The 25273-nt window shown below is 50.8% G+C and carries 14 protein-coding genes and 5 tRNA genes; 13 read left to right on the plus strand and 6 right to left on the minus strand.

Going from position 1 to position 25273, the window contains the following annotated elements; genetic code table 11:
• Window positions 1-39 precede the first annotated feature (39 nt).
• Window positions 40-115, minus strand: a tRNA-Val gene (locus tag NCTC9997_RS03585).
• 371 nt (window positions 116-486) lie between these two features.
• Between NCTC9997_RS03585 and gltX the strand changes: the two genes are divergently transcribed.
• The 5 genes from gltX to NCTC9997_RS03610 all read left to right on the plus strand — a co-directional run bounded on the left by gltX (window position 487) and on the right by NCTC9997_RS03610 (window position 2717).
• The gene (gene gltX, locus NCTC9997_RS03590) at window positions 487-1896 is read left to right on the plus strand and encodes a glutamate--tRNA ligase (RefSeq protein ID WP_064977322.1); all 1410 of its coding nucleotides are present in this window, start codon (window positions 487-489) and stop codon (window positions 1894-1896) included.
• 357 nt (window positions 1897-2253) lie between these two features.
• Window positions 2254-2329, plus strand: a tRNA-Ala gene (locus NCTC9997_RS03595).
• Window positions 2330-2407: 78 nt separating this feature from the next.
• A tRNA-Ala gene (locus NCTC9997_RS03600) sits at window positions 2408-2483 on the plus strand.
• Between the two features lie 30 nt (window positions 2484-2513).
• A tRNA-Ala gene (locus NCTC9997_RS03605) sits at window positions 2514-2589 on the plus strand.
• Between the two features lie 52 nt (window positions 2590-2641).
• Window positions 2642-2717 (plus strand) — tRNA-Ala (locus tag NCTC9997_RS03610).
• A gap of 420 nt (window positions 2718-3137) precedes the next feature.
• Here the strand turns inward: NCTC9997_RS03610 and cadA are convergent.
• Entirely contained in the window at window positions 3138-5273 is a 2136-nt protein-coding gene (gene cadA / locus NCTC9997_RS03615) for a lysine decarboxylase (protein WP_010862326.1), read from the minus strand.
• A 984-nt stretch (window positions 5274-6257) separates the two neighbouring features.
• Here cadA and NCTC9997_RS03620 point away from each other — a divergent pair.
• Window positions 6258-7973, plus strand: coding sequence for an NAD-dependent malic enzyme (locus tag NCTC9997_RS03620; protein WP_064977323.1), 1716 nt, complete (start codon window positions 6258-6260; stop codon window positions 7971-7973).
• A 159-nt stretch (window positions 7974-8132) separates the two neighbouring features.
• On the opposite strand, the gene NCTC9997_RS03625 is transcribed toward NCTC9997_RS03620, so the two are convergent.
• Window positions 8133-10682 (minus strand): toxin-antitoxin system YwqK family antitoxin, encoded by a 2550-nt coding sequence (locus NCTC9997_RS03625; RefSeq protein WP_167550120.1) that lies wholly within the window; start codon window positions 10680-10682, stop codon window positions 8133-8135.
• Between the two features lie 190 nt (window positions 10683-10872).
• On the opposite strand from NCTC9997_RS03625, the gene NCTC9997_RS03630 reads away from it, so the two are divergent.
• On the plus strand, window positions 10873-11283 hold the full coding sequence (locus NCTC9997_RS03630; protein ID WP_064977325.1) for a VOC family protein: 411 nt from the start codon (window positions 10873-10875) through the stop codon (window positions 11281-11283).
• A gap of 44 nt (window positions 11284-11327) precedes the next feature.
• Here NCTC9997_RS03630 and nfsB read toward each other — a convergent pair whose 3' ends face one another.
• From nfsB to NCTC9997_RS03645, 3 genes are all read right to left on the minus strand, one after another.
• Window positions 11328-11984 (minus strand): oxygen-insensitive NAD(P)H nitroreductase, encoded by a 657-nt coding sequence (nfsB, locus tag NCTC9997_RS03635; protein ID WP_064977326.1) that lies wholly within the window; start codon window positions 11982-11984, stop codon window positions 11328-11330.
• A gap of 256 nt (window positions 11985-12240) precedes the next feature.
• Window positions 12241-13377 (minus strand): HlyD family secretion protein, encoded by a 1137-nt coding sequence (locus NCTC9997_RS03640; protein ID WP_064977327.1) that lies wholly within the window; start codon window positions 13375-13377, stop codon window positions 12241-12243.
• An 18-nt stretch (window positions 13378-13395) separates the two neighbouring features.
• Window positions 13396-13737, minus strand: coding sequence for a DUF3302 domain-containing protein (locus NCTC9997_RS03645; protein ID WP_064977328.1), 342 nt, complete (start codon window positions 13735-13737; stop codon window positions 13396-13398).
• 551 nt (window positions 13738-14288) lie between these two features.
• Here NCTC9997_RS03645 and NCTC9997_RS03650 point away from each other — a divergent pair.
• From NCTC9997_RS03650 to NCTC9997_RS03675, 6 genes are all read left to right on the plus strand, one after another.
• Complete coding sequence (locus tag NCTC9997_RS03650; RefSeq protein WP_230402873.1) at window positions 14289-15191, plus strand: autotransporter domain-containing protein; 903 nt, start codon at window positions 14289-14291, stop codon at window positions 15189-15191.
• Between the two features lie 229 nt (window positions 15192-15420).
• On the plus strand, window positions 15421-17907 hold the full coding sequence (gene ygjK / locus NCTC9997_RS03655; RefSeq protein WP_071849676.1) for an alpha-glucosidase: 2487 nt from the start codon (window positions 15421-15423) through the stop codon (window positions 17905-17907).
• 435 nt (window positions 17908-18342) lie between these two features.
• The gene (locus NCTC9997_RS03660) at window positions 18343-20607 is read left to right on the plus strand and encodes an autotransporter domain-containing protein (protein ID WP_156669236.1); all 2265 of its coding nucleotides are present in this window, start codon (window positions 18343-18345) and stop codon (window positions 20605-20607) included.
• An 86-nt stretch (window positions 20608-20693) separates the two neighbouring features.
• On the plus strand, window positions 20694-20909 hold the full coding sequence (locus NCTC9997_RS03665; protein WP_064977331.1) for a hypothetical protein: 216 nt from the start codon (window positions 20694-20696) through the stop codon (window positions 20907-20909).
• Between the two features lie 281 nt (window positions 20910-21190).
• Window positions 21191-22162: a TAXI family TRAP transporter solute-binding subunit gene (locus NCTC9997_RS03670; protein ID WP_064977332.1), complete on the plus strand. Its 972-nt coding sequence runs from the start codon at window positions 21191-21193 to the stop codon at window positions 22160-22162.
• A gap of 94 nt (window positions 22163-22256) precedes the next feature.
• Window positions 22257-24851, plus strand: a complete 2595-nt coding sequence (locus NCTC9997_RS03675) for a TRAP transporter permease (protein WP_064977333.1) — start codon at window positions 22257-22259, stop codon at window positions 24849-24851.
• Window positions 24852-25273: the final 422 nt, after the last annotated feature.

The raw sequence follows: 25273 nt of genomic DNA on the forward strand, positions 1-25273 counted from the left end.
CAGTACCTGAATAATCAGGTTTTCGTGACGGCGAAAGTATGGTGGGCGATACCGGGTTCGAACCAGTGACCCCCTCCTTGTAAGGGAGGTGCTCTCCCAGCTGAGCTAATCGCCCGCCGTCAACGAGGGCCGCATTATAGGGGCTAAGCGTTGAGAGTCAACGGTTTTTTTAGCCAAACTGTACGTCCGTCGTAAAAACAAGCTATTTGATTTATTTTTCCACAAAATGACTTTTTTTGCATCGCTTTAGCCTGCAACGCGTTAGTTACCTTGGTGCATTCTGGGGGGAGTGCTAAAATAAGCGCCACTTTTCAGTTTTATTCGGTGTGCTCTTCTCTATATATAGCGTTTTGCAGGTTAAACCATGACGGTGTGCTGTGAGTGCTGTGTGTAGTGGCGTTGTGATGTGAGGTATCACGCCGGTAACTACTGACAGAATTTTATACCTGCTTATATCTACAGCTTTAGCAAAGGCCTGGATTCACCATGAAAATTAAAACGCGTTTTGCGCCAAGTCCTACCGGTTATCTGCATGTGGGTGGTGCCCGTACCGCTCTTTACTCTTGGTTATATGCCCGTCGTATGGGCGGTGAGTTTGTTCTGCGGATTGAAGATACCGATCTGGAGCGTTCTACTCAGGAAGCCATCGATGCCATTATGGATGGGATGAACTGGCTGGATCTGGGCTGGGATGAAGGCCCGTATTATCAGACCAAGCGTTTTGACCGTTACAACGCCATCATCGATGAGATGTTGGAAGCCGGTACCGCATACCGTTGCTATTGCTCTAAGGAGCGTTTGGAAGCGCTGCGTGCTGAGCAGGAAGAGAAGAAAGAGAAACCACGTTACGATGGTTGCTGCCGCGATCACGCGCATAATCATACCCCGGATGAGCCGCATGTGGTGCGTTTCCGTAACCCACAAGAAGGCTCAGTGATTTTTAACGATCTGATCCGTGGTCCGATTGAATTTAGCAACCAAGAGCTGGATGACCTGATTATCCGCCGTACCGATGGTTCGCCAACTTACAACTTCTGTGTGGTTGTGGATGACTGGGATATGGAGATCACGCATGTTATCCGTGGTGAAGACCATATCAACAACACGCCGCGTCAGATCAACATTCTGAAAGCGCTGGGTGCGCCGGTACCTGAGTATGCCCACGTATCGATGATCTTGGGTGATGATGGTAAGAAGCTGTCTAAGCGTCATGGTGCGGTGAGCGTGATGCAGTACCGTGATGACGGTTACCTGCCAGAAGCGCTGCTGAACTATCTGGTGCGTCTGGGTTGGTCCCATGGCGATCAGGAGATCTTCTCGATTGCTGAGATGGAGCAGTTGTTCTCGCTGGATGCGGTAAGCAAATCAGCCAGTGCGTTTAACACCGATAAGCTGCTATGGCTGAACCATCACTATATCAACCATGCTGATCCTGCGCGTGTTGCTGAGTACTTGGCGTGGCATATGCAAGATCAAGGGATCAACACCGAAAATGGTCCGGTGCTGACGGATATCGTTAAGTTGCTGGGCGAGCGTTGCAAGACACTGAAAGAGATGGCAGCGGCTAGCCGTTACTTCTTCGAAGATTTTGCTGCGTTTGATGAAGATGCGGCGAAAAAACATCTGCGTCCGGTCGCGCAAGCGCCATTGGAAGCGGTGCGTGCTCGTCTGGCGGAAGTGGAGTGGAATGTTGAGGCGATTCATACCGCTATCCAAGCCACTGCCGATGCGCTGGAAATTGGCATGGGCAAAATTGGTATGCCACTGCGTGTCGCGGTGACCGGTGCGGGTCAGTCGCCATCTGTGGATGCCACCGTGCATGCCATTGGTCGTGAGCGCGTATTAGCGCGTATCGATATGGCGCTGGCGTATATCGCGGCGCGTGCGGCGCAGTAAATCGCACGTTATCGCCAGCTAAGGCGAGCGAGGCGTAAAAAGGAAAAGCAAGGCTGTGATGGCCTTGCTTTTTTTATGGGCGAATATACCTTTCCTACTTGAAGTTGCAGCGGTGTTGACTACGTTCGTTCACCCCAATCACATAGTTTGCCTATGCTCATGGGAATTCACTCACTGGCCGCCTACCTGCAACGTCAAGTCGTTTGGGTATAGAGGCAATTTTTTCCAGAATCGCGGCTGAAGTGTTGAGTTTTTGCGCACTTAGCTAGAGAGTCATGGGAATAGTATTGACAGTCTGCGGCGGCATGCCTATTATTCGCCTCGCTTACAGCGATTCTGTTACATGAGTCAGGTAACGGGGCTATAGCTCAGCTGGGAGAGCGCTTGCATGGCATGCAAGAGGTCAGCGGTTCGATCCCGCTTAGCTCCACCATCTGTCTTACGTATAGGATTCGCAGCATTATCGGTACCCATACCGATGATGTTAAGTTAAGCACTCTGATATAGCGATGGGGCTATAGCTCAGCTGGGAGAGCGCCTGCTTTGCACGCAGGAGGTCAGCGGTTCGATCCCGCTTAGCTCCACCATCTTTTCAGAGTCTGTGATGTGTTTTGATTGGGGCTATAGCTCAGCTGGGAGAGCGCTTGCATGGCATGCAAGAGGTCAGCGGTTCGATCCCGCTTAGCTCCACCATCATCACCACAGATTCATTATCAGAGTAACTCGCACGACCTTTCTTTATGATGGGGCTATAGCTCAGCTGGGAGAGCGCTTGCATGGCATGCAAGAGGTCAGCGGTTCGATCCCGCTTAGCTCCACCAAATTTCGCTCTCACAATTCTATCTTCTCTCAATCCTTCGTATTAATCTTAATTTTCCCTAAACTTTTTCTCGCATAAGCTGCTATCTGCTATCTGCTATCTGCTATCTGCTATCTGCTATCTGCTATCTGCTATCTGCTATCTGCGTATGATTATAGCGCAGCAGGCGCACAGAGCTTGCTGAGATGGACGTTTTGGGGCGTTGATGGCATTAACCTTGCCTGAAGCACTTTGAGCGTCTGAGAGAGCATACTGGGCGTTTGGTGGTGAGGTGGCTATCGCAATACAGGTTTTCTGTCCCCCATTTTCTGCGCTGAAAACGGCGGGAGATAACGTGCAAAGGCGCGGATAAACCACGCCTTTGAGGTTGGAGACAGTTTCTGCAATCGCATTGACTTAATGCATCATGCAGCAGTGTCCGTTATTTTTTGATGACTTTAACGGTATAACGGCCATCGGCTTGCGCATAAGCGCCGTGGATGTCGGTTTCAAAGCCTGGGAAGTGGGCGCCGATTTCGCACAGCATCTGCAGGAAGTCCAGCACTGGGCGGCTTTCTTCGGTGATCATTTCACCTGGCATTACCAGAGGCACACCTGGTGGGTATGGCAGGATCATGTTCGCGTTGATGCGGCCAACCGCTTCATCCAGATAGCACTCTTCCACGTTACCGCGCAGCTCTTCTTGGAAGGCTTCGTGCGGTGTCATGATCATCTTCGGCAGAACTTCGAAGGCGCTGAACATCAAATCTGGCAGTTTGTGCTGGCAAATCAGTTTGTGGATCCCAGCCGCCAGATCTTGGATACGCATGTCGGCGTAGAATTCCGGATCTTCTTGGTACAGGCTTGGCAGGATGTTTTTGATCTTCAGGTTCAGATCATAACCGCGTTTGAAGTCGGTCAGTGCACGCAGCAGGCTAAGTGCTTTGGTTTTGTCGATACCGATGCTGAACAGGAACAGCATGCTGTATGGACCGGTTTTTTCCACGATGATGCCGTGTTGGTCCAGATACTTGGCCACCAGTGCCGCTGGGATACCGGTGCTTTCCAGTTGACCGTCTTTGTTCAGGCCCGGAGTCAGAATGGTGACTTTGATTGGGTCCAGATACATATGGTCGCTGTCGACATCTTTGAAGCCGTGCCATTTGGCTTTCGGATCCAAGTTCCAGCATTCGATGCTGTCGATGTTGTCAGGTTGCCATACGTCAAAGAACCAGCCGTCAGACTCTTTGTTCAGACGCTTGATCTCTTTACGGAAGCGGATGGCGCGCTCGATAGAGCCACGGATCATGCGACGACCGCTGTTGCCCTTCATCATGGCCGCAGACATTTCAGCGGAAGCGACGATGCTGTACAACGGTGATGTTGAGGTGTGCATCATGAAGGCTTCGTTGAAGGTCTCTTCGTTCACATCACCTTTAATGTGGATCATCGAGGCTTGTGAGAAGGCAGCCAGCAGTTTGTGAGTGGACTGGGTTTCGTAAATCACTTTACCCGGTACACGGTCACCGCTCATACCGCATTTGCCTTTGTAGATCGGGTCAAAGTTGGTATAAGGCACCCATGCAGAGTCAAAATGGATGGATTTGACGTCCAGATTTTGCTTGATGAAGTCGGTGTTGTAGAACAGGCCATCATAGGTGGAGTTGGTTACGACCGCATGGACCGGCCACTGGGCATTCGGCGCTTCTTTTACCTTCTGCTCAATGGTGCTGTGCATGAATTCGCTTTTCGGGATCCCACCCAGAATACCGTAGGCGTTACGGGTTGGACGCAGATAAACCGGCACCACATTGTTCATCATCAACAGGTGAGTCAGTGATTTGTGGCAGTTACGGTCAATCAGTACGGTGCTACCGGCCGGTGAGGAGTACATACCAACAATTTTGTTGGCGGTGGACGTACCGTTAGTAACGATGTAGCTGCGCTCAGCGTTGAAGACTTTGGCGATGTACTCTTCGGCCTCTTTGTGCGGACCGGAGTGATCCAGCAAAGAGCCCAGCTCGCTGACGGAGATAGAAATGTCAGACTTCATGGTGTTTTCACCGAAGAAGTCATAGAACAGGCTACCGACAGGGGATTTTTGGAACGCGGTACCGCCCATGTGGCCTGGGGTACAGAAGGTGTATTTGCCTTCATCAACATATTTGAACAGCGCTTTGGTCAGCGGTGGCAGAATAGTGTTGATGTATTCATCAGTTTTTTGCTCAATTTTCAGCGCAATATCCGCTGCGGTATCTAACGCATACTCAAAGAACGTGACGTTCAGGCGCAGGTCGTTGAGGCTGACATCCAGTGTTGAGTGAGTATTGGCAAAAGCGTAAACCGGCAGGTGTTCATTCAGTTGGCTGATTTCAGCGCACAGCTCTAAGCTGTACAGATCCCAGTCAAAAATCACACCGCAAATGCGCGGGTTATTTTCCAAAAGCTTAATCAAATCTTCGCGATCTGATGGCAGGACGACTTCAAATCCCTTTTGTTCAAGGGTGTCCTGCAGCTGACGCAGTGGTTCTTCTTTGAAGAATGCACCACGCTCACTCATTACAGCAATAATATTCATGCTTGATCCTCACGTATAGAACGTTTTTGTCAAGATATTAGGGTACACGTTGACTCAGTGATGAATTGACTCCATCACGATGAGTTAAAAATAAATTAACCTGGTCAGTATATTTTGATGCTGTGTACGCATTTTCATATGCCGGTTTTTATTTTGCTCGCTCAGCGTTATGGCTGGTCGATTTTATTTATAAACAAGCCATGTCCGAACGAGGAAATAAAACCGTTATCAAACTCGTGTGTTCTTGATTTTATGAACGCCGTTAATATACGCCGCCAAGTGTGTACTGCCCAGAGGGGCGGTTGTGAGAGGGTGTGTCTGATATTTCACTATAACCTATTGCAGTTACAATTATGCGCGCATCATGCTTGATAGTGAATAATTATCAGTGGGTTGCGCCATAATTACGTGTGAGTCACAAAATGAAAGTTATTACATTTGAAAAATAAATGCGGTTATTAGTCATGTTTTGCAATCTTATTATTCTCTGCTGTTTTTACGCTGGCTGTGAATTGTGTCACGGATTTTTCAAGGCGAGAGGCGTAGTGGATATAAAATACTGCGCCAATAGTTTCTCGTTGAAATAACTTTGCGTTCAAATAATATTCGCTGTTTTGCATTTTATTTTTAAGTGTTTGTATCCTTATCTACTTTAATCGGTGCCTTTTTAAGGTATTGGCTTTTTCATCCCATTATTTTTTCGCGCAGGAAACGCAGTGATATTCCCTGCAAGCCGTTACTTAGCAGGTTGCGGGGCGATTCACGCTTTATTCGCTTGCCAGTCAGCGGAGTTTGCCTCTGGTCACAAAATAACCTTTTCCACAGGAATATCATTAGATTAGCAATGGCTCTGCACGGTCGGCTGTACGCTACGGTGAGGTTGCTTGCGGGGTAAGAGCGTCTGCAATTGTCATAATACGTTGAGTTCGGGTAACACGGGCGCGGTGTTTTCACCGGCTCGGCACTGGGGAAAAGGGAGAGGCTATGGCTACAGGTAAGTATTTACGCTGGAAAGACTCCGAAGGTAATGAATTCCGGCCGGTTTCATTGACCGGCATGGATTTGCTCAATGACCGTAACCTGAATAAGGGGACAGCGTTTAGTGAGCAGGAGCGGGCCGATTTTGAGCTAGACGGCCTGTTGCCACCTCAGGTGCAGATGTTTGATGATCAGATTGAGCGGGTGTATCAGGGGTTTGAAAGCGCCTCGACCGATATCGAAAAGTATATCTTTTTGCGCTCGCTGCAAGACCGTAACGAAACGTTGTTCTACGCGCTGCTTTCTCAGCATGTGGAGCAGATGACGCCGATTATCTACACCCCTACGGTGGGCAAAGCTTGTCAGGAGTTTAGCCACCGTTACCAAAAGCCGCGCGGGTTGTTTATTACGCCGGAAAACGTGGACAACATGGGGAACATGGCGCGCCATTTTAACGGCAAAACCATCAAGATTATTGTGGTGACCGATAGCCAAGGCATTTTGGGGATCGGTGACCAAGGGGTCGGCGGGATGGGGATCCCGATTGGCAAGTTGTCACTGTACACCTTGGCGGCGGGGATCCACCCTGCTTGTTGCTTACCGATCACGCTGGATGTGGGTACCGATAATCAGGCTCTGCTCGACGATCCTATGTATTTGGGACAGCCCCATAAGCGGATTCGCGGTCAGGAGTACGACGCGTTTATTGAGAAGTTTGTACGTCAGGTGAAGGTACATTTCCCTAATGCAGTATTGCAGTGGGAAGATTTCAGTAAATCGAATGCCTTTAATAACTTAAGCCGCTATCAGCAGGAATTGCCCTCATTTAATGATGATATTCAGGGCACCGGAGCGGTAGTGCTGGCGGGGATCATCGGCGCGGTGCGCAGTAAAGGCGAGAGCTTAGGCCAGCAAAATTATCTGGTGTATGGCGCTGGAGCTGGCGGGGTTGGCGTCGCGGATCAGATTTATGCCGGTATGCTGCGTGAAGGGTTAGAGCCGCAGGCGGCGCGGGATCGCATCTATATTCTCGATACGCAAGGCTTGGTGTGTGATAACCGCGATAATCTGGATGAGTACAAGCGCCGCTATGCCAAGCCGGGCGCGCTGCTGGAAATGTGGCGTACTGAAGAGCCGGGCAAAGCTAATTTGATGGATGTGTTGACCCATGTGCCGGTGACGGTGCTACTGGGTACCAGTGGCTCGGGCGGCGCGTTTAAAGAGGCGCATATTCGTCAGATGATGGAGCATTGTGCACGGCCAATGATTTTCCCGCTGTCGAACCCGACCAGTAATTGCGAGGCGTTGCCGGAGGATATTTTCCGTTGGAGCGAAGGTCAGGCGATTGTGGCGACCGGTAGCCCGTTCAAAGATGTGCAGTATCAAGGCGAGTCGTACCGCATTGGGCAGGGTAACAACGTGTTTATCTTCCCGGGAGTTGGCCTTGCGGCAATTGTGAGCCAAATTCGCGAGATCTCACCGGATATCTTTACCACCGCCGCTTTTGCTTTGGCCGAGTGCGTAGAGCCTTCCGATCTGGCGCGCGGTACGGTGTATCCGCGGATCAGTGAACTGCGCCGAATTTCGGTGCATGTAGCATCGGAGATCTTAAAAGAGATTGTCCGCAATGATCCGCAGCATCCGCTAAACGGCAAAGATCTGATGCAGCACATTGAAGCTTGTATGTGGGCGCCGATGTATCTGCCGTATCGCCGCGTGTAACTGGCGGAGTAAGAGTTAAACGCTGTCTGTACCGGAGTGGTTGTGAGCTGGGCGGTACAGACAGTGTGCGTTTCCTTATCAGCTCCATCCACTGCTTGTTTGTGGAGAACCTTTCCCGCCGCTGCCGTTACCTAACGACAGCGGTTTTTTTTATCTCCACTATAAGCTCTCGTAGAGCGGACTGTGGCTTTGTGTGATGCTGCCGTCCGGTTGGCGGCGCAGATGCAGACGCTGTTCTCCATCAGGCAGCGGTTGTGCCAGACTGAGCCAGTTTCCCTGTGGGTCATACAGCACTTCGTACTGCACGTTCGCCGTATCATCGGCGTAGCGCAGCCGGTTTAGCTGACCGGTTGGGCTAAATCGGTATTGGCTCGCGCAGCGTGCCGTGGCGTTACGCCACGCAGCGGGTAGGCTATATACTGCTTCGGGATCTGATTGGTCATTACGCTGACGACAACCTTGTTCGAGGGCGCTCAAGCTGCCATCGGCGGCAAATAGCCACAGCGGCCCGATAGGCACGTTGTCTTGCGCGTCATTGTAGCTGATCAGCCGCTCGCCCTGTGCTGGGGCGGATTTTGTATCGGTCAGGTAGCGGCTGATGGCGCCGTCATTGCGATCGTTACGATACAGGTTGCTGCTGGTGAGGCGCGCTCCACTGAAACTGTAGCTGGGGCCATTGCGTTGACCAGTCTGATAATATTCGACATTGACCAGTTGACCTTGTGCGTCATAGTCGCGTTGTTCGCCTTCGAGCAGCGAGTTGGGCTTATCTTTATCTTGCAGGCAGCTAAAGCCGCGGCAGAGTTTGGGGTTTTCCGGTACCGGGAGTGGCTGCCAGTGACGCACCTGAGCCAGTTGCCCGTTGGGGTGATACATCAGTTGTGCGCCGGTGCGCGCATTGTTCTGATAGTGGCTAATTTCTTTAAGCTGTCCGGACGGGTAAAAGAGCTGCTCCTCCCCTTGACGCTCCACGCCTTGAAGATGGGAGATGCGGAGCAAACGCTGCTCGGCATCGTATTCGCGCTGTTCGCCGTTGACTTGGCTGTTTTGGTACTGGGTATCGGTATAACCGCCGTCAGCCAGACCTGAGCGCCATACGCCTTCATAGTTACCATTTACCCGTTGACCTTGCTCTGATAGCTGCAGTTGGACTTGATTTTCCCCGTTCGCATCTTTGCCCATGACTAAGCGGTAGGATTGATAAGCGCCATGCAAGACGCCGTTCTGGTAGTGCTTTTCTCCTCCGGCGAAGGGGGTATCTCGGCCACGTATCGACTCATGATAAATCAAGGTTTGCTTCCACAGGCCTTGCGGCTGGTCATTCAGATAGCGACCTTGCCAGAGGTTGTTGGAGGTATAGATGGGTGGAAAAGGCTGGCGGCGGCCCAGTTTCCACTCGCCTTGCCGTTGACCTTGTACGTACTCTCCTTGCTCGAGCAGCAATACGTAGTCATGATCCCACGTTTGCCATTGGCCGTGGCGTATTCCTTGTTGAAAATGCGCCACGCGCTCAGGGCGAAGCTCACATTGCTGGGCGATGAAACGCACCTGCTCGCCATCGAGTAAGGTTTCCTCAATCTCATCGGGGTTTTGCTGCAGGCTATCCGCCTGCTGATAGCGCATTTCAGTGAGAATAAACGACTGAAAATTACTGCCACAAGATACGTTTTGGCGACGTAGCAACGCGGTAAGCACGTAGGGTGAGGCCGGTGCAGGCTTATCTGTTGTGGTTGTATTCGTTGCCGGCGCTGCTGGGCGTGTGTGCTCGGGAACGGTCAGCAAAATGGTCTGCACTTGACCCATTTCACGCGCTCCTAGCTGACTTAACACCACAGGCGTATTGGTCGAGTCCGCTGACCGCGGGCGAAACAGGGCAAAGCCATTTTCATCGAAAACCGCCTGCACTTTCGCTTTGGCCAGTAATGGACCGTGCAGCAGTGCGAGCAGCAGTGGGTCGGTCAGTGCTCTGTCGTCATAACGTGCCTGATACAACTGGGGAGGAACGGCGAGTAGGGCGCGCCGAGTCTGGTTTACGGTAAAGGGCTTGATGGTTGGCGCTAGCGTATCCAGCAGCGGTTGCAGGCGCGTGAGTGGCACTTGCACATTGGCGGAAGGTGGCGGCGGGGTTAGCCAATCGCCTTCGGCTAAAGTAGCCTCATTTTTACCGTAAGCGCGCAGGCGTTGTCCGGTGGCATCTTCATACATCACAATGACTTCGTCTTCCCCGCCGGTATCCAGATCGGTATAGAACACCGCCTTGATGGGCGAAGAGGAGGCTAAGTTGTCTAAGCGATCCCAAATCTTGGCTTCAGACGGGTGTTTATCACCATAGGGAAACGTCACCGGATATACCGCATTCTCAAACAGATAGAAGCGCAGATCGCGCTTTGTTTGCTCGGCTTTGTCATACACATTATTCAATAGCGGCAGCGGGCCGTGCACCAGCGTGCCTTGCGCGAGCAGAGTGCTGATGTTGGGAAATGCGGGTTGGTGAGCTGTAGTATCCGCAGCGTCTGTTTTGCTGGCGGGGGGATCGGTTGGGATGACGGCGGTGGATGGCGTGGCCTGCGCTACGCTGGTGCTGAGTAATGTTGCCAGTATTGTGACCGTCAGACCACGCAGAGCGGCGCGGGGAGTCATCACATTTTTAGATGAAGCGTCAAGGGATTGAAAGAGCATCGGGTAGCCTGAGCGCAGAGTAAAATCCATGTAATCACCGCGCATCGCATTGTAGACAATGGGTGCGCGATAGCGTCGGTAGCGGTGGCAGCATTATCGAACCATATCTAGATCTAGCCATATCACCGCATCTTTCATTATACAATTGCAGTGCAAGCAAAACAGTTGGCGTCATCCAGAACGTGATGGCGGTACACCACAGATTGAAGGAGACCCCAAAATGAGCGTGGAAGGACAGCAGATGATCGGCAAAGTGGCGCTGGTGGTACGCGATTATGATGAGGCGATCGCCTTTTATACCGAAAAACTGGGATTTATCCTGACAGAAGATACGCCACTTGGTGGAGGTAAACGTTGGGTACTGGTCGCACCGCGCGGCCAGCAAGGGACACAGCTGTTGCTAGCCAAGGCTGTCGGCGAGCAGCAAGTTGCGGCGATAGGAAATCAAAGCGGTGGACGGGTCTTTTTATTTTTACAGACCGATGATTTTTGGCGTGATTACCACACGATGCAGCAGGCTGGGGTATCGTTTTGTGAAGCGCCACGGGAAGAAGCGTACGGCACCGTGGTGGTGTTTCAGGATCTGTACGGCAATAAATGGGATTTATTGCAGTTAAATCCGGCGTCGTAACGCCGGATGGTTTTGAGCTGCGATGAACTGCCGTAAGGCTGGTTTTACGCCAGTACGGTAAAAATCTCGGTTTCAGGCAGGCGCGATTTTGGCAGTTTGGCGTTAAAGTCAGACTCTTTGCGATATCCTAGCGCGACCATTGCCACTGCAGTAAAGCCTTGCTCACGCAGGTTCAGCTCTTGATCCAAAATGCGGGTATCACAGCCTTCAATTGGCACGGCATCAATGCCCAGCGCGGCAGCGCCCAGCAGCAAGGTTCCCATATTCAGGTAAACCTGCTTTTCCATCCAATGTTGCAGATCTTTGAGGTCATAGCGGTGCATGTTGACGAACAACGAGCGCGCATTGTGGCTCAGGGTTTTAATCGCTGGATCGGCAAAGCGGCCATCGCGCTCTTCGGTGGCAATCAGGTGCTCAAGATAAGCATGGTCGACTCCAGTGCGAGCGCAAAACAGTACCACGTGTGAGGCATTCATCACTTTGGCTTCGTTAAAGCTGTATAGGTCTTGGGTGCCTTTGGCCAGACGGCGTTTGGCATTGTCGGTGCCTGCAATCACAAAATGCCAAGGTTGCAGGTTGACACTGGATGGGCTTAAGCGCAATAAGGCCATCAGCGATTCGACATCGTTATCGCTGATTTTACGAGTGTCATCGAACGCTTTGGTGGAATAACGGGTTTGCGCTGCATCAACGATATTCATGCTATTTTTCCTTCATTTTTCGTCACATTCAGTCCGCTTTCTGGGTAGGACGGATCTTGGTTCTGGCTATCATAAAAGGGATAACGGCGGACGGCACGTGCTTTATGCAACAAGGTGTGTGTCGTATAGGTGGGGTTGTTGTAACGCGTTGAGTTTGAAGAAATAGGCACTTGAGAATCAGGTTATGGGCGTGTCGTTATGAACACGCCCAATTATTGGTACAGGAAAAGCCGATGCTCTCCAATCGCGGTGATTATCAGTGATCCAGATACAGGTAGTGCATCCAGCTGGTCATGCGTAGCAGCACTTTACGCATCACGGCCACGTGTTCGAAATGCTTGGAGTAAATCGCCACTTGCGCATTCACCCCGTCTGGCAGCGCGTATTGGTCGATTTCCGGCCCCAGTAGCAAGGTGACGTAAATACCGTCACGCGAGGGGTCAAAGGTCAATCCTTGCAGCGTGCCTTGGGCTTGATAACTGCCGTTTGGCACGATCGGAGCAACATTCAGCACTTTAGCAGGGAAGACTTTGCCGGGAATACCGTTAAATGCGGCCTCCGCTTCATCGCCCGGTGTTATGCTGAGAAATGAGTTTTGCCGAAAGACGGCGGTGATGCGGCGGTCTTGGGCTGGAATAAAGACCATCACCGGTCGCAGCGGCATGGCTACCGCATAGGTGCCCGGTTGCAATAAAACTTGCGTGACATAGCCATCGCTTGGGGCGCGGATAATGGTTTGGTCTAGATTATAGCGGGCTTCCGCCAATTGGGCTTTCAGGCTGGCGACTTGTGAGTTATCGCCGCTGATGATGCCATCGAGTTGTGCTTGGATCTGCTCGCGATCCGCAATCGCCGAGGCGAGTACCGCTTCTTGGGCTAAATAGTTTTGCCGAGCATTGGTGATCTCTTGTTCGGAGAATGGGCTGACAGCTTTCTTGCCGCCTCCAGAATAACGCTCGGAGTCGCGCAATGCTTTATCGCGATCGGCTTGTGCGCGGCTGACATTGGCATTGGCTTCACGCACACTGGCTTGCAGTGACGACACTTGTTGTTTAACGGTGACCAGATCCGCTTGCAGCCGCTCGACACGCGCTTGATAGCGGGTGGGGTCCAGTTTAAACAGAATATCGCCCTTTTTGATCCAATCATTAGACTGCACCAGAACCTCGGTGACCACGCCGGAGACTTGCGGCACGATCGGTACCGAAATCACCGCTTTTTGCGCGCGATAGGTGTAAGGGTGGTTATAGTTCATGGTCAGCACTAACGCGCCGACAATCACAATTCCGCCCAAAATGGCAGTCGGAACCGTCCATTTATTAACGGGGATCCGAAACAGTTTAAAGCACCCATACGCAAAGGCGGTATAGGTCAGGATGATGAGTAAATCCATACGTTTCCCTGCTGATTGTTATTCGGTTTTTGAGCGGGTTTCGGCCGGTTTTACTGAGGCTTCGAGTACCGCAAGCCGGGCCTTGAGTTGTTGAATTTCGTTTTCTTCAGCATCGAGTTTTTGCTGCACAAATCCCCAACCGCGATCTTCGCGGTACAAGGTGGCCCAAATCCATAAGAATGGCCATAAAACGTGCAGAGTGAACAGGCTGACCCAGCCCGCAACATGGATGGCATCTTGGTGTGGATGGTTACGTTTTTGCGCGATGTGGTAAGGAATATCGTGAATGACGATCACCCCGTAAAATATGGTGAGCACCACAAAAACCAAGATCCCCAAAGCAAAATAATCGAGGAACATAGGAAGCTCCTTAAATAATTTATGAAATTTTTGCTGCTATTATTTAATGCAGTGAATTAGTTTTGTGGTAATTCATTCATTTTCTGCATATTGATATAGACATTTATTGATGAAAGTTCAATTTGCTCGTTGTTTATAGCTCCATCTTATTTAAAAGCAGTGGACTATAGCAAAAAAAGTACTTAGCCAACATGAATTATTCATTTTAAGGTATACAAAATCATGAGTATTGTTTTGTTGATAATTCAAGTTGTTATGCTGTGCTTTGTCGATTGGTTGCGTATTTTAGGTATCTATTTATTCAGTGAATGAAGGAGTAGTCTATTAATTCATTTATTGCCACTAATAAATGAATGCTCTTTCAGTGTCGCTGTAACGTTCTTATGACAGCTATATTCTACAATGCGATGAGATAACAAATTGCACCGTATAAATGTATTAGCGTAAGTGCACTCTCAACGAAGCGACAATCAGAGTTAACGGATGAAGTAAGGCATAGCATGAACAAAATAACGTTAAGTTGTGTTTTATGCATGGTATGGAGCGGGTTGTTGAGCGCGCCGAGTGATGCCCAGTCACTGTTGCAAAATGATGAGCTGGTTCGAAAACGTATTAACGCTGCCGCCAGTTTGCTCAGCTTCACGGTCGTGCCGGATGTGACGACAAGCAATTTGTCTGTGGCGTCCGGTAATGTGAATGATGACGATGTTGGCATGCGACTGACTCAGTTTGGTGGCGGCGCAACTTTAAGTAGCGATTTCCCGCTGTATGCCGAAGGCACTATGGGCTATAGCCGTTATGATCCGCGTTTTATCGTCACCTCGGGTGAAGAGGTGCGCAGTGTGCCGTTTCGTTGGAATGCCTTTTCGGCTGCTGGAGGATTGGGTTGGGATTTTCCCTTGCGTGAGCATTTGGTGCTGCGTCCAATCTTAAACATTTCGTTGGGCACGGTGGCCAGTGATGTGTTGATAGGTCGCCTGATTTTGGAAAATCGCACCGGACGAGAGTTGGCTTTCCTAGATGGCGGCAGTATGAGCTTTTATGGCTATGGCGGCTCGTTAATGTTGGATTATGAATTTTTCTCTGATGCCTATGACATGGATGTGGAAGCGCGTTACTCCAACATCCGTCTCGAGCCATTTCAAAAAGATGACCGTGCGGTGGCCGGCGGTGCGTCGGCCGAGCAGTTGAATCTCTATTTTCGTACCCGTATCCCAACCGGAATGCACCTTTTTGAGCGCCCGGTGCGGGTGGTGTTGGAGTCAGCGCATACCGAATTTCTTGATGATCAGCGCGGGGCATTGGGGTTTGATTACCTGACCTCGTTTGGCTTGGGGATGGAAATTGATACCAGCAAATACGATATCTGGATCTCCCGCACACGGCTGGTAGCGCGCTATATTACCGGCGATAACACCACCGGATATTCATTGGGATTGGCGGTCAGTTTCTGATTGTTCGGCAGTCTCTTTTCCCTGTTTAACCCTTTGTTTGTCTGCTCTTTATTGGCATTTGAAAGACAAATGTAAACGATTACCCGATCTGGCTCACTGAACGCGGTTGAGAAACGGAGCTGATTCACACTTTCCCGGAAAGGCACAAGCAAAATGCGAAGAGCTGTTTTATTTTTGCGCGAAAAATAAAACCCGTTTGATGTGCTGTACATAAGGGAAGTCGTAAATCATGAAAAAACATCTGTGTGCCGTGGCGGTCAGTGCCGCGTTGTTAATGCCCGCTATGTCTGTGGCTGCGCCTGCTGCGCCTGCTGCGTCTACGCAAGACGCTACGCCAGCGGCGACTACGCAACCCTCTCAGTGGTCAGCGCCGCAATTTCGCAATGTCATTGATCGCACCGGTAAGCCGATGTTTATGCGCGATACTGCCTCAAAGGGCCACATGCGCTATAACCCACTGTTTGACCTCGGGGCGTGGCATGGTCACCTGTTACCGGCATCCGCTGCAGAGGCCGGTGGTTTTCCTGGGCCTGCGTTGGTGACCGAAGAGTACATGAATTACATGGCGGATCAGTTTGATCAGCTGTCGGTGTGGAAAAATGGCAAGCCCGTGACGTTTGCGATGCAGGCTTACAGCATCCCGGGCGCACTGGTGCAAGAGCTGACCTCTGACGATGGCGTGACCGTGACGCTGACCCTGCGCTTTGCCTCGAATCGCACCTCGCTGATGGAAACCCGCATTACCACCAATGCGCCGCTGACGCTGAAGTGGCAAGGCCAATTGATGCAGGCGCATTACGGCGAAAATGGCCAACCGAAAGGGGATAAGCTGATGTTAGCCGAAGCCTATCCGACTTATCAGCGCACCCTCAGTACCACCGAGAATGGCGTACAGGTCGATTTTGGCCGTGTACGCGATCCGAACGCCTTGCTCACCTCGGGTGAGAGTGCGTTTATGCTCACTCGCTCGTTACCGCATCAGACCCAAATTAGCGCCGATAGCTATCGCGCGCAGGCCGAGATCACCGGCTCGACCGTGTTTTATACCACCTACAGCCATGTGCTGACCGCCGATGAGGCGCGTCAAGAGCGGGCGCGAGTGAAAGAAATTCTGGCTAACCCACAGGCAGTGATGCAAGCTTCCGTTACGCGCTGGGATCAGTATTTACAGCGTGGGCTGACCAACCCGAATACCAGCACCGAACAGCAGCGCGTTGCGGTAAAAGCGATTGAAACCCTCAATGGTAACTGGCGTAGCGCCGCTGGTGCGGTGGCATTTGATACCGTAACGCCATCGGTGACTTCACGTTGGTTCTCCGGCAACCTGACGTGGCCGTGGGACTCATGGAAGCAAGCTTACGCCATGGCACACTTTAATCCGGATGTGGCGATGTCGAATATCCGCGCCGTGTTCTCGCGCCAAATTCAGGCCGATGATCCGATCCGCCCGTACGATGCCGGTTACGTGATTGATGTGATTGGCTACAACATGAGCCCAGAGCGCGGTAAGGCTTCCGGCCAGCCAGATGCTGATGGCGGTAACTGGAATGAGCGTAACACCAAGCCCTCTTTGGCTGCATGGGCGGTCTGGGAAGTGTATAACGCGCTGAACAATGAGCATCAGCGTGAGCAAGAAGCCAAAGCGTGGCTGGATGAGATGTATCCGAAGCTGGTGGCTTATCATGATTGGTGGCTGCGTGCTCGTGATACTAACAACAACGGCATCCCAGAGTACGGCGCGGCAACTGACGTGGCGCACAACACTGCCGATGGCAAGATGCTGTTTAGCGTCACTTATGCCGATGGCAAAAAGCAGGAGATGACCGGCATTGAGGCTTATAACGCGCTGCTCGACTCCGGTAAGCCTTATCAGTCGCTGACTATTCCGGCGCAAACCGCTGCCTCTTGGGAATCGGGGCGTGATGATGCCGCCGTGTTTGGCTTTATCGATGAAGATCAGTTAGCGCGTTACGTGGCCAATGGCGGCAGCGCCGGTGACTGGCAGGTCCGTTTTGCTGAAAGTCGCGATCCGAAAACCGGTCAGCTGAAAGGCTACTCCCTGCTGCAAGAGTCGGTCGACCAAGCCTCGTACTGGTACAGCGATAATCACTATCTGGCACAAATGGCCGAGATTTTAGGTAAGCCTGAGGAAGCCAAAGCGTTCCGCAGCCGCGCTGAAAAAACGGCCGAGTACATCAATACATGTATGTTCCATGCGCCGAGCGGTTATTTCTACGATATCGAAATTGCAGATAAACCTTTGGCTAACGGATGCGCCGGAGAGCCATTGTATAAGCGCGGCAAAGGGCCGGAGGGGTGGTCACCGCTGTTTAATGGCGCCGCAACACAGGCGAATGCCGATGCGGTGGTCAAAGTGATGTTGGATCCGAAAGAGTTTAACACCCTGATCCCACTGGGTACGGCGGCGTTAACCAACCCAGCCTATGGCCCAGATATCTACTGGCGTGGCCGTGTGTGGCTGGATCAGTTCTATTTTGGGGTAAAAGGGATGGAGCAGTACGGTTATCGTGCACAGGCGGTGGAGCTGGCGAATAAGCTGTTCCGCAATGCCAATGGCCTGACGCAAGATGGCCCGATCCGTGAGAACTACAACCCAGAAACCGGCGCTCAGCAAGGCGCACCGAACTTCTCTTGGAGTTCAGCGCACTTGTATATGCTGTATCACGGTTTTTTCAGTGCGGATAAAAAGTCGTAATCGACATGGCTTGTGACTTCAGGCCTAACGCGATGCGTTAGGCCTTTTTATAACTCTGATGTCTAGTATTTTTTTCAAATAAATTATTTCAATGGGTAATTTAGCTGTTGGAATTATATTTGTTTTTACCCTCACATCTAAGACCTAGATCTCTTTTATTTTATATTGCCTTTCATTTCATGTGCTTCCATTCGTACCTTAACGTCTAATTTAATTTATGGTTTCTTTACTACATATCATCTTACATGGCGAAATGATAAAGAAATAACAATTGGTCAAGATAATCCCGTCTGAGAAGTCATGCTTAGCCTAAAGACTGTGTTGGTCGAATTAATAATGCTCAGGATCGAGGTCAATTTTCTTTGGATATAAACATAGAACTGAATGGTTTCACATTGCTTTCGCTCACTCACTGAATAGCGCTATGTAAGTAATGTGATAAAAGAGAATATTGAAATGAAAATAAACTCATTACGAGCAATAACAGGAGTTGCTGTCTTATCACTCTCTATGAGCGTATGGGCTGCAACAGTCCCTTTGGCAAAAAATGGTTTGCTAGAAAATTTCGATAAAGACGGTATCGTTGATTTGGGCGGAAATCCCTATTCAGATATGTTGGCATTATCGTCATCAGGGAAAATTGCAGTCGGATTCATTGCAACGCCAGCCAATAATAATCAAGCAGGTGCTTGGACCGTATCTCATGGGCTTATTGCTTTACCTATCCCTTTTGCTCAAACAGAGGGGATGAGTAATGCTCAGGGCGTCAGCAGTGATGGAAGGTATATTGTTGGTTATGTTATGCCTGAGAACTCATCATTAATGCTGGGGGTCTTGTGGACAGATGCATCAAAATTAACTTATTTAACGCCACTGGCTCCCGGTGCTGATTATTATGCAAATGGTATTAGCGCAGACGGGAGCATCATTGTTGGTACTGCATCAGATAAAAATAATAATGTACATGCTGTTTATTGGGATCGCGTGGCGAATACGATCCATGATTTAGGTTCGTTCAGTCATTCATCAAGTCAGTATTCTAATGCCATAGCGGCGAATCATGATGGTTCGGTAATTGTCGGGAGTAGTACCAATTTCGCAGGTGTTACGCAAGGATTTCGTTGGACGACTCAAGCCGGTATGGTCGAATTACAATCGTTAGGCGGAACTTCGCAAGCGACAGGAGTCAGCGATACAGGGCGAATTATTGGTTATTCCACGAATGCTAAAAATGAAGGTCGTGCCGTTTATTGGGATAAGAATAAGATTAGAGATTTAGGTACACTGCGGGCAGATAACAGCGGTTCTAGCTCTGCACAGGCTATTAGTGCGACTGGTAAAGTGATCGTGGGGTCAGCGGATAGCGACACACAACGTACCGGCTTTATATGGAAAGAAGGGGCCGGGATGTACTCGGTTAATGAGTGGCTAAAATATGCGCATGTGCAAGCGAATAGTATGTCGGTGAAGTCGGTTAATGCAATTTCGGCTGATAGTGAAACTATTGCAGGGCAATTGACAAATGGCCATGGTTATGTGGCTCATTTGATAGAATTAAAAGATCCTGCTGATGTTAATCCTTCAAGCCCCAAACCTGATCCCGAATTACCCACACCAGAGCAACCTAAACCAGAGCTGCCTAAGCCAGAGCAGCCAAAACCAGAGCAACCTAAGCCAGAGCAACCTAAGCCAGAGCAACCGAAACCAGAGCCTGAACATCCTAGTGATCACCATGTGGTTAAGCCGGGTTATCACGCCAGTGGTATCGTCGAAACGCGGCAGGTGGTGTCCTCCTTGTACTTTGTACAACGTAATTTAGAGGTACAGCGTCAGTTACTGGATGTGGCCGCGTCACAGGCCGATTGCGCCAGTTTTGGCGCCGATGGGATGTGCGTCAAAGCGCAGGCTGATTTACGTTTCCGTGGTGGTGAGGTGCAATATCGAGTGCCGGCCGCGAGTCTGACCGTTGCCTACCAATTTTATCCACAGTGGCGCTTAGGGTTATCGGCCATGGCTGCGGATATGCACATCAAAGATGCCAATGGTGGCCGTATTACCCAGCAAGCACCAGCCTTTACCCTGTTTACCGGTTACGGTAATGCGGGCGAGGCAGGATGGAAAGCTTATGCTGGTGTCACCTTACTGGATGCAGGGATGGACATTGAGCGGGCTTACCACAATGGCGATGCTCGCGAGATCGGTTATGGCCATACACGCACCCGTGCCTATGATTTTAATCTCAGTGGCGGTTATACCTTCACACCATGCACCCATGTACAACTGACCCCGTATCTCGTCTTGAGTTACCACGACTTGCGTTGGAATGGCTATGACGAAGTCGATACCTCCGTTTTTACCGCACATTTTGATGGGCTACGCAGCAAAGTCACCTCGGCTGCTCTTGGGGTAGCTACGCAGTGGCAGGTCAGCGCGCGCTCTTCACTGGGCTTGGATATCAGTCTCGAGAAAAACCTCAAGCAACACAACAGCCGTGCAGTCGCCAGTGTGCTGGGTGGTTTTGCCGGTCTAGCAAGCCAATACCAAGTGCCGGATGTGGATGATGTCATGCCGCACGTCGAGGCCAGTTATACCTTTGCTGCGGATAAACATCAGGCGGTGAGTCTCTCGGCAGGCTACCAAGATATCGGTTTTGGCAGTGGCGAAGGCAATGTGGGTTTGACCTATCGAATTGCGTTCTGATAGAGCCTCGTTCGATAGCCGTTAACTAGCGGTAATGCGCCGTAATAGGTACTGCGAGTGGCAGTGCCTATTGCTGTTTATTTTTTATGATTAACATCTCGCTGGTCGCTGGTCGCTGGTCGCTGGTCGCTGGTCGCTGGTCGCTGGTCGCTGGTCGCTGGTCGCTGGTCGCTGGTCGCTGGTCGCTGGTCGCTGGTGTGCAATTGAGTGCGTATTTGCTGTTGCGTGGTTTGCTGAGCAAATATTCCCTCTCTGGTCTGACAAAACATAAAATAATGTTACAAACTTGGTTATCAGAATAAACATCCAGATAATTTCTGCGTAAATAATCGTTGTTTTAAGTTGATCCCCTTCAAAAAAATCGATGAATATCGGCCAGAATCACGATTAGTGTTTGCCTTGACCTGCCTGTTTCGGGTTATTTTCAGAATGTGTGTTTTTGTGATGGGGTGTAACTTTCCTCCGCTTGATTGTTGACGCCCCGTCATTCGTCTTCTTGCCGTGAAGACATTGCACCTACCCACGTTATCTCCCCGTGAGGGGACGATGGCACTCTTCTGATGACGATAAAAAGGATTAATTGATGAAGGGATTAACCCTGGCATGTGCCATTTCTGCTGCTTTATTTGGAACCTTGTCTGTACCGGCCACGCAAGCGGCTGAGCGTTTTGTCACTATTGGTACCGGTGGGCAAACCGGGGTGTATTACGTGGCTGGCCAGTCTATCTGTCGTTTTCTTAATCAGGGTGCGTCGCAGAACGAGATCAAATGTAACGCCCCGGCTAGCGGTGGTGGCGTGGCTAACGTTAACGGGATCCGCAGTGGCGAATTTAATTTCGGTATCATGCAATCTGATCACCAGTACAAAGCGATGAAAGGCTTAGAGCCATTCAAGGCGCAAGGTGCGATGGACGATATGCGGGCGGTATTCTCGCTGCAAAGCGAAATTTTCACCATCTTGGCACGTAAAGATGCGGCCATTGGTGGCTTTGATGAGCTGAAAAATAAGCGCGTGAATATCGGTAATCCGGGCTCGGGTCAGCGTGATACCTTTGAAGAGATCATGGGCGTTAAAGGTTGGGATAAGTCGGCATTTCGTCTGGTTTCGGAGTTGAAACCGGCCGAGCAGGCTTCCGCGTTGGGTGACAATAATATCGATGCCATGAGCTATTTTGTCGGTCATCCAAACGGTGCTATTCAAGAAGCCTCGACCACCACCGATGCGGTGCTGGTGCCAGTCACCGGACCTGAAATCGATAAACTGTTAGCCGAGAAGAGCTATTACACCAAAGCTGAGATCCCGGGTGGATTGTATAAAGGCAACCCGCAGCCAACGCCATCGATTGGCGGGAAAGCGGTGCTGTCGACCAGTGCCAAGACTGATCCTGAAGTGGTGTACCAGCTCACCAAATCAGTGTTTGACAATTTAGCGCGCTTTAAGCGTCTGCATCCGGCGTTTGCCGATTTGCAAGAAACCGACATGATCAAAGTGGGGCTTTCAGCGCCGCTGCACGAAGGGGCCGAGCGTTACTACAAAGAGCGTGGCTGGATGTAATCAGTGTCACTGATTATGCCGCACGTTACGCAATAAGGCAGGCCGGCTTGTTAGAGAGCCGGTCTGTTTGTGTAGTATCAACGGAGTCATCCCCATGCAACACACACCACAACAAGAACTGCAATCAGCAGAAGATCTGATTGCTCAGGATGTCGGCGCCCGCCTGCCATTGGGCGCGATGAGCAAAGTGATTGCCATGCTGGCACTACTTTGGTCATTGTTTCAGCTCTGGATCGCCTCACCACTGCCGTTTGTTTTAGGTATCGGGGTGCTGAATGATACCGAAGCGCGCTCCATTCATCTGGCGTTTGCCATTTTGCTTGCTTACTTGGTTTTCCCGGCCTTGCGCACCTCGCCGCGTGATCGCGTGCCTATCGGCGATATCCTATTGGGATTAGCCGGAGCTGGCTGCGCCGCCTATCTATTTTTAGCCTATGAGTTTTTAGCCCAGCGACCGGGTAATCTGACAACGTTAGATTTTGCCGTGGCTTGTCTGGGTATCCCGTTGCTGCTGGAAGCTGCGCGACGCGCATTAGGCCCCGCGTTAGCGGTGATTGCGATTGTCTTTTTAGGCTATAGCTTGGCCGGCCCTTGGATGCCGGGTTTACTGGCGCATCGCGGCGTCAGTTTGATGGCGTTGGCCAATCACCAGTGGATCACCACCGAAGGGGTATTTGGTATTGCCCTTGGGGTGTCGACCAGTTTTGTCTTTTTGTTTGTGCTGTTTGGCGCGCTATTGGAGCGAGCTGGAGCTGGACACTACTTTATCCAACTGGCCTTTAGTATGTTGGGGCACCTGCGTGGTGGGCCAGCTAAAGCGGCCGTGGTGGCATCGGCCCTGACTGGGGTAATTTCCGGTTCATCCATTGCCAACGTAGTGACTACCGGCACCTTTACCATCCCGATGATGAAGCGGGTGGGCTTTTCCAAGGAAAAGGCCGGCGCGGTGGAAGTGGCCTCCTCAGTGAACGGGCAAATCATGCCGCCGGTGATGGGCGCGGCCGCCTTTTTGATGGTGGAGTATGTCGGCATTCCGTATGTTGAGATCATCAAGCATGCGTTTTTACCCGCGGCAATTTCTTATATTGCGCTGCTCTATATCGTGCATTTGGAAGCGTTGAAACTCGGCATGCAGCCGATCGGTAATGTACAACCGCGCCCTTGGTTACAACGTTTGACCGGCTTTGCCTTTGGCGCGGCGTTGGTTAGCGGTGTGTCACTGGCCGTGTACTATGGCCTTGGCTGGCTTAAGCCATTGCTGGGCGATTATGCGCTGCCAGGGATTGGGGTTTTGCTGGCACTGTCTTATCTGGGGTTGCTGAAAGTGGCAGCCAGCAATGAGCCGCTGCCGCCAGAAGACCCTGATGCGCCACTGGAGCGCCTGCCGCAGACGCGTTCGGTGTTGCTGTCGGGCTTGCATTTCCTGTTACCGGTGGTGGTGCTGGTCTGGTGTTTGATGGTCGAGCGCTTATCGCCGGGTTTGTCGGCGTTTTGGGGCACCGTCATGTTGGTCGTGATTTTGTTGACTCAACGCCCGCTGCTGAACTGGCTGCGCACCGATGGGCGCCATGATTATGGTTCGTTCAATGATGGTGTGGTGGACTTGCGTGAAGGGCTGATTGCTGGCGCGCGCAACATGATAGGGATCGGTATTGCTACCGCCACTGCCGGTATTATTGTTGGCGCCGTTTCTCAGACCGGGGTCGGCTTGGTCTTGGCCGATCTGGTGGAATACCTGTCGATGGGCAACTTGCTGCTGATGCTGCTCTTGACCGCCTTGCTCAGTTTGATCTTAGGGATGGGCTTGCCGACCACCGCGAACTACATCGTGGTGTCCAGCTTGCTGGCGCCGGTGATTGTCACGCTGGGTCAGCAAAATGGCCTGATAGTCCCGCTGATTGCCGTGCACCTGTTTGTGTTTTACTTCGGGATCATGGCGGATGTGACGCCACCAGTCGGTTTGGCCTCGTTTGCCGCTGCGGCGGTCTCCAAAGGCGATCCGATTAAAACTGGGATCACCGCGTTTTATTACAGCTTGCGAACCGCGGCGTTGCCGTTCTTGTTTATCTTCAACACCGATCTGTTGCTGATCAACGTGGATTTTGCCCACGGGGTACTGATCTTTGCGGTCGCAACAGTTGCCATGTTGATCTTTGCTGCGGCAACGCAGGGATATTTCCTCGTCAAAAGCCGCTGGTATGAGAGCTTATTGCTGCTGTTGGTGGCCTTTACCTTGTTCCGTCCAGGATTTTGGATGGATCGGATCCATGACCCCTATCGTCAGATAGAGCCCGCGCAGCTAGTACAAACGTTGGGTGATGTGGAAGAGGACAGCAATTTGCGCTTGCGAGTAGAAGGGCCAGATGCGGTAGGGAAAATTCGCCGCTTTACGGTCTTGCTACCGGTACCCGCTGGCGAAAGTGGTGAAGAGCGCTTACAAAAGCTCGGAATTGCGCTGTATGAGCAAGATGGTAAGACACTCATTGATAATGTCACCTTTGGCAGTACAGCCGCTGAATTGGGATTGGAGTTTGATCAGCAGATTATTGGCGTGAAAGCGCCTACCGATCGCTGGCGTAAAGAAATTATCTGGATCCCAGGCTTTATGCTCTTTGGATTAATTGTGTGGTGGCAGCGTCGCCGTTTACCGCTGACTGCCGCAGCGCCTTTAGCGCGAGCGCAGCAATAGCTATCATAATATATTAGTGCGTATACCCACTAAAAAAGCAGCCGTTGGGCTGCTTTTTTTGATAAGAATAACGTGAAATTAGAATGTCTTTAGATAATTAATTGATTCGTAAATCAACTACCTTAAACGAGCTTTATTTGCGAACACTATGCAAAATGTTAATCACTTTGTTTAATCTTGGTTTAATGATGCCACCTGTAGTAGAAAGTGAATTTAGTGATTGGATGAAAAACAAATAATTCCATTTTGTTCTAGATTTATTGAGTTGTATTCCATTATGTTATTTGTATCTACATCTATCCTGGTTAATAGATTTTGCCCTATATAAGACGACCATCTCCGAAAATGTTTAAATTGTTTTTATATGAAATCATTGGCATTGGGATATGTCTCACATTTAATGTGATTTGTAAGCAATCATG

Origin of the sequence: Plesiomonas shigelloides (genome assembly GCF_900087055.1) — a bacterium.
Taxonomy (GTDB): domain Bacteria; phylum Pseudomonadota; class Gammaproteobacteria; order Enterobacterales; family CAMTGL01; genus Plesiomonas; species Plesiomonas shigelloides.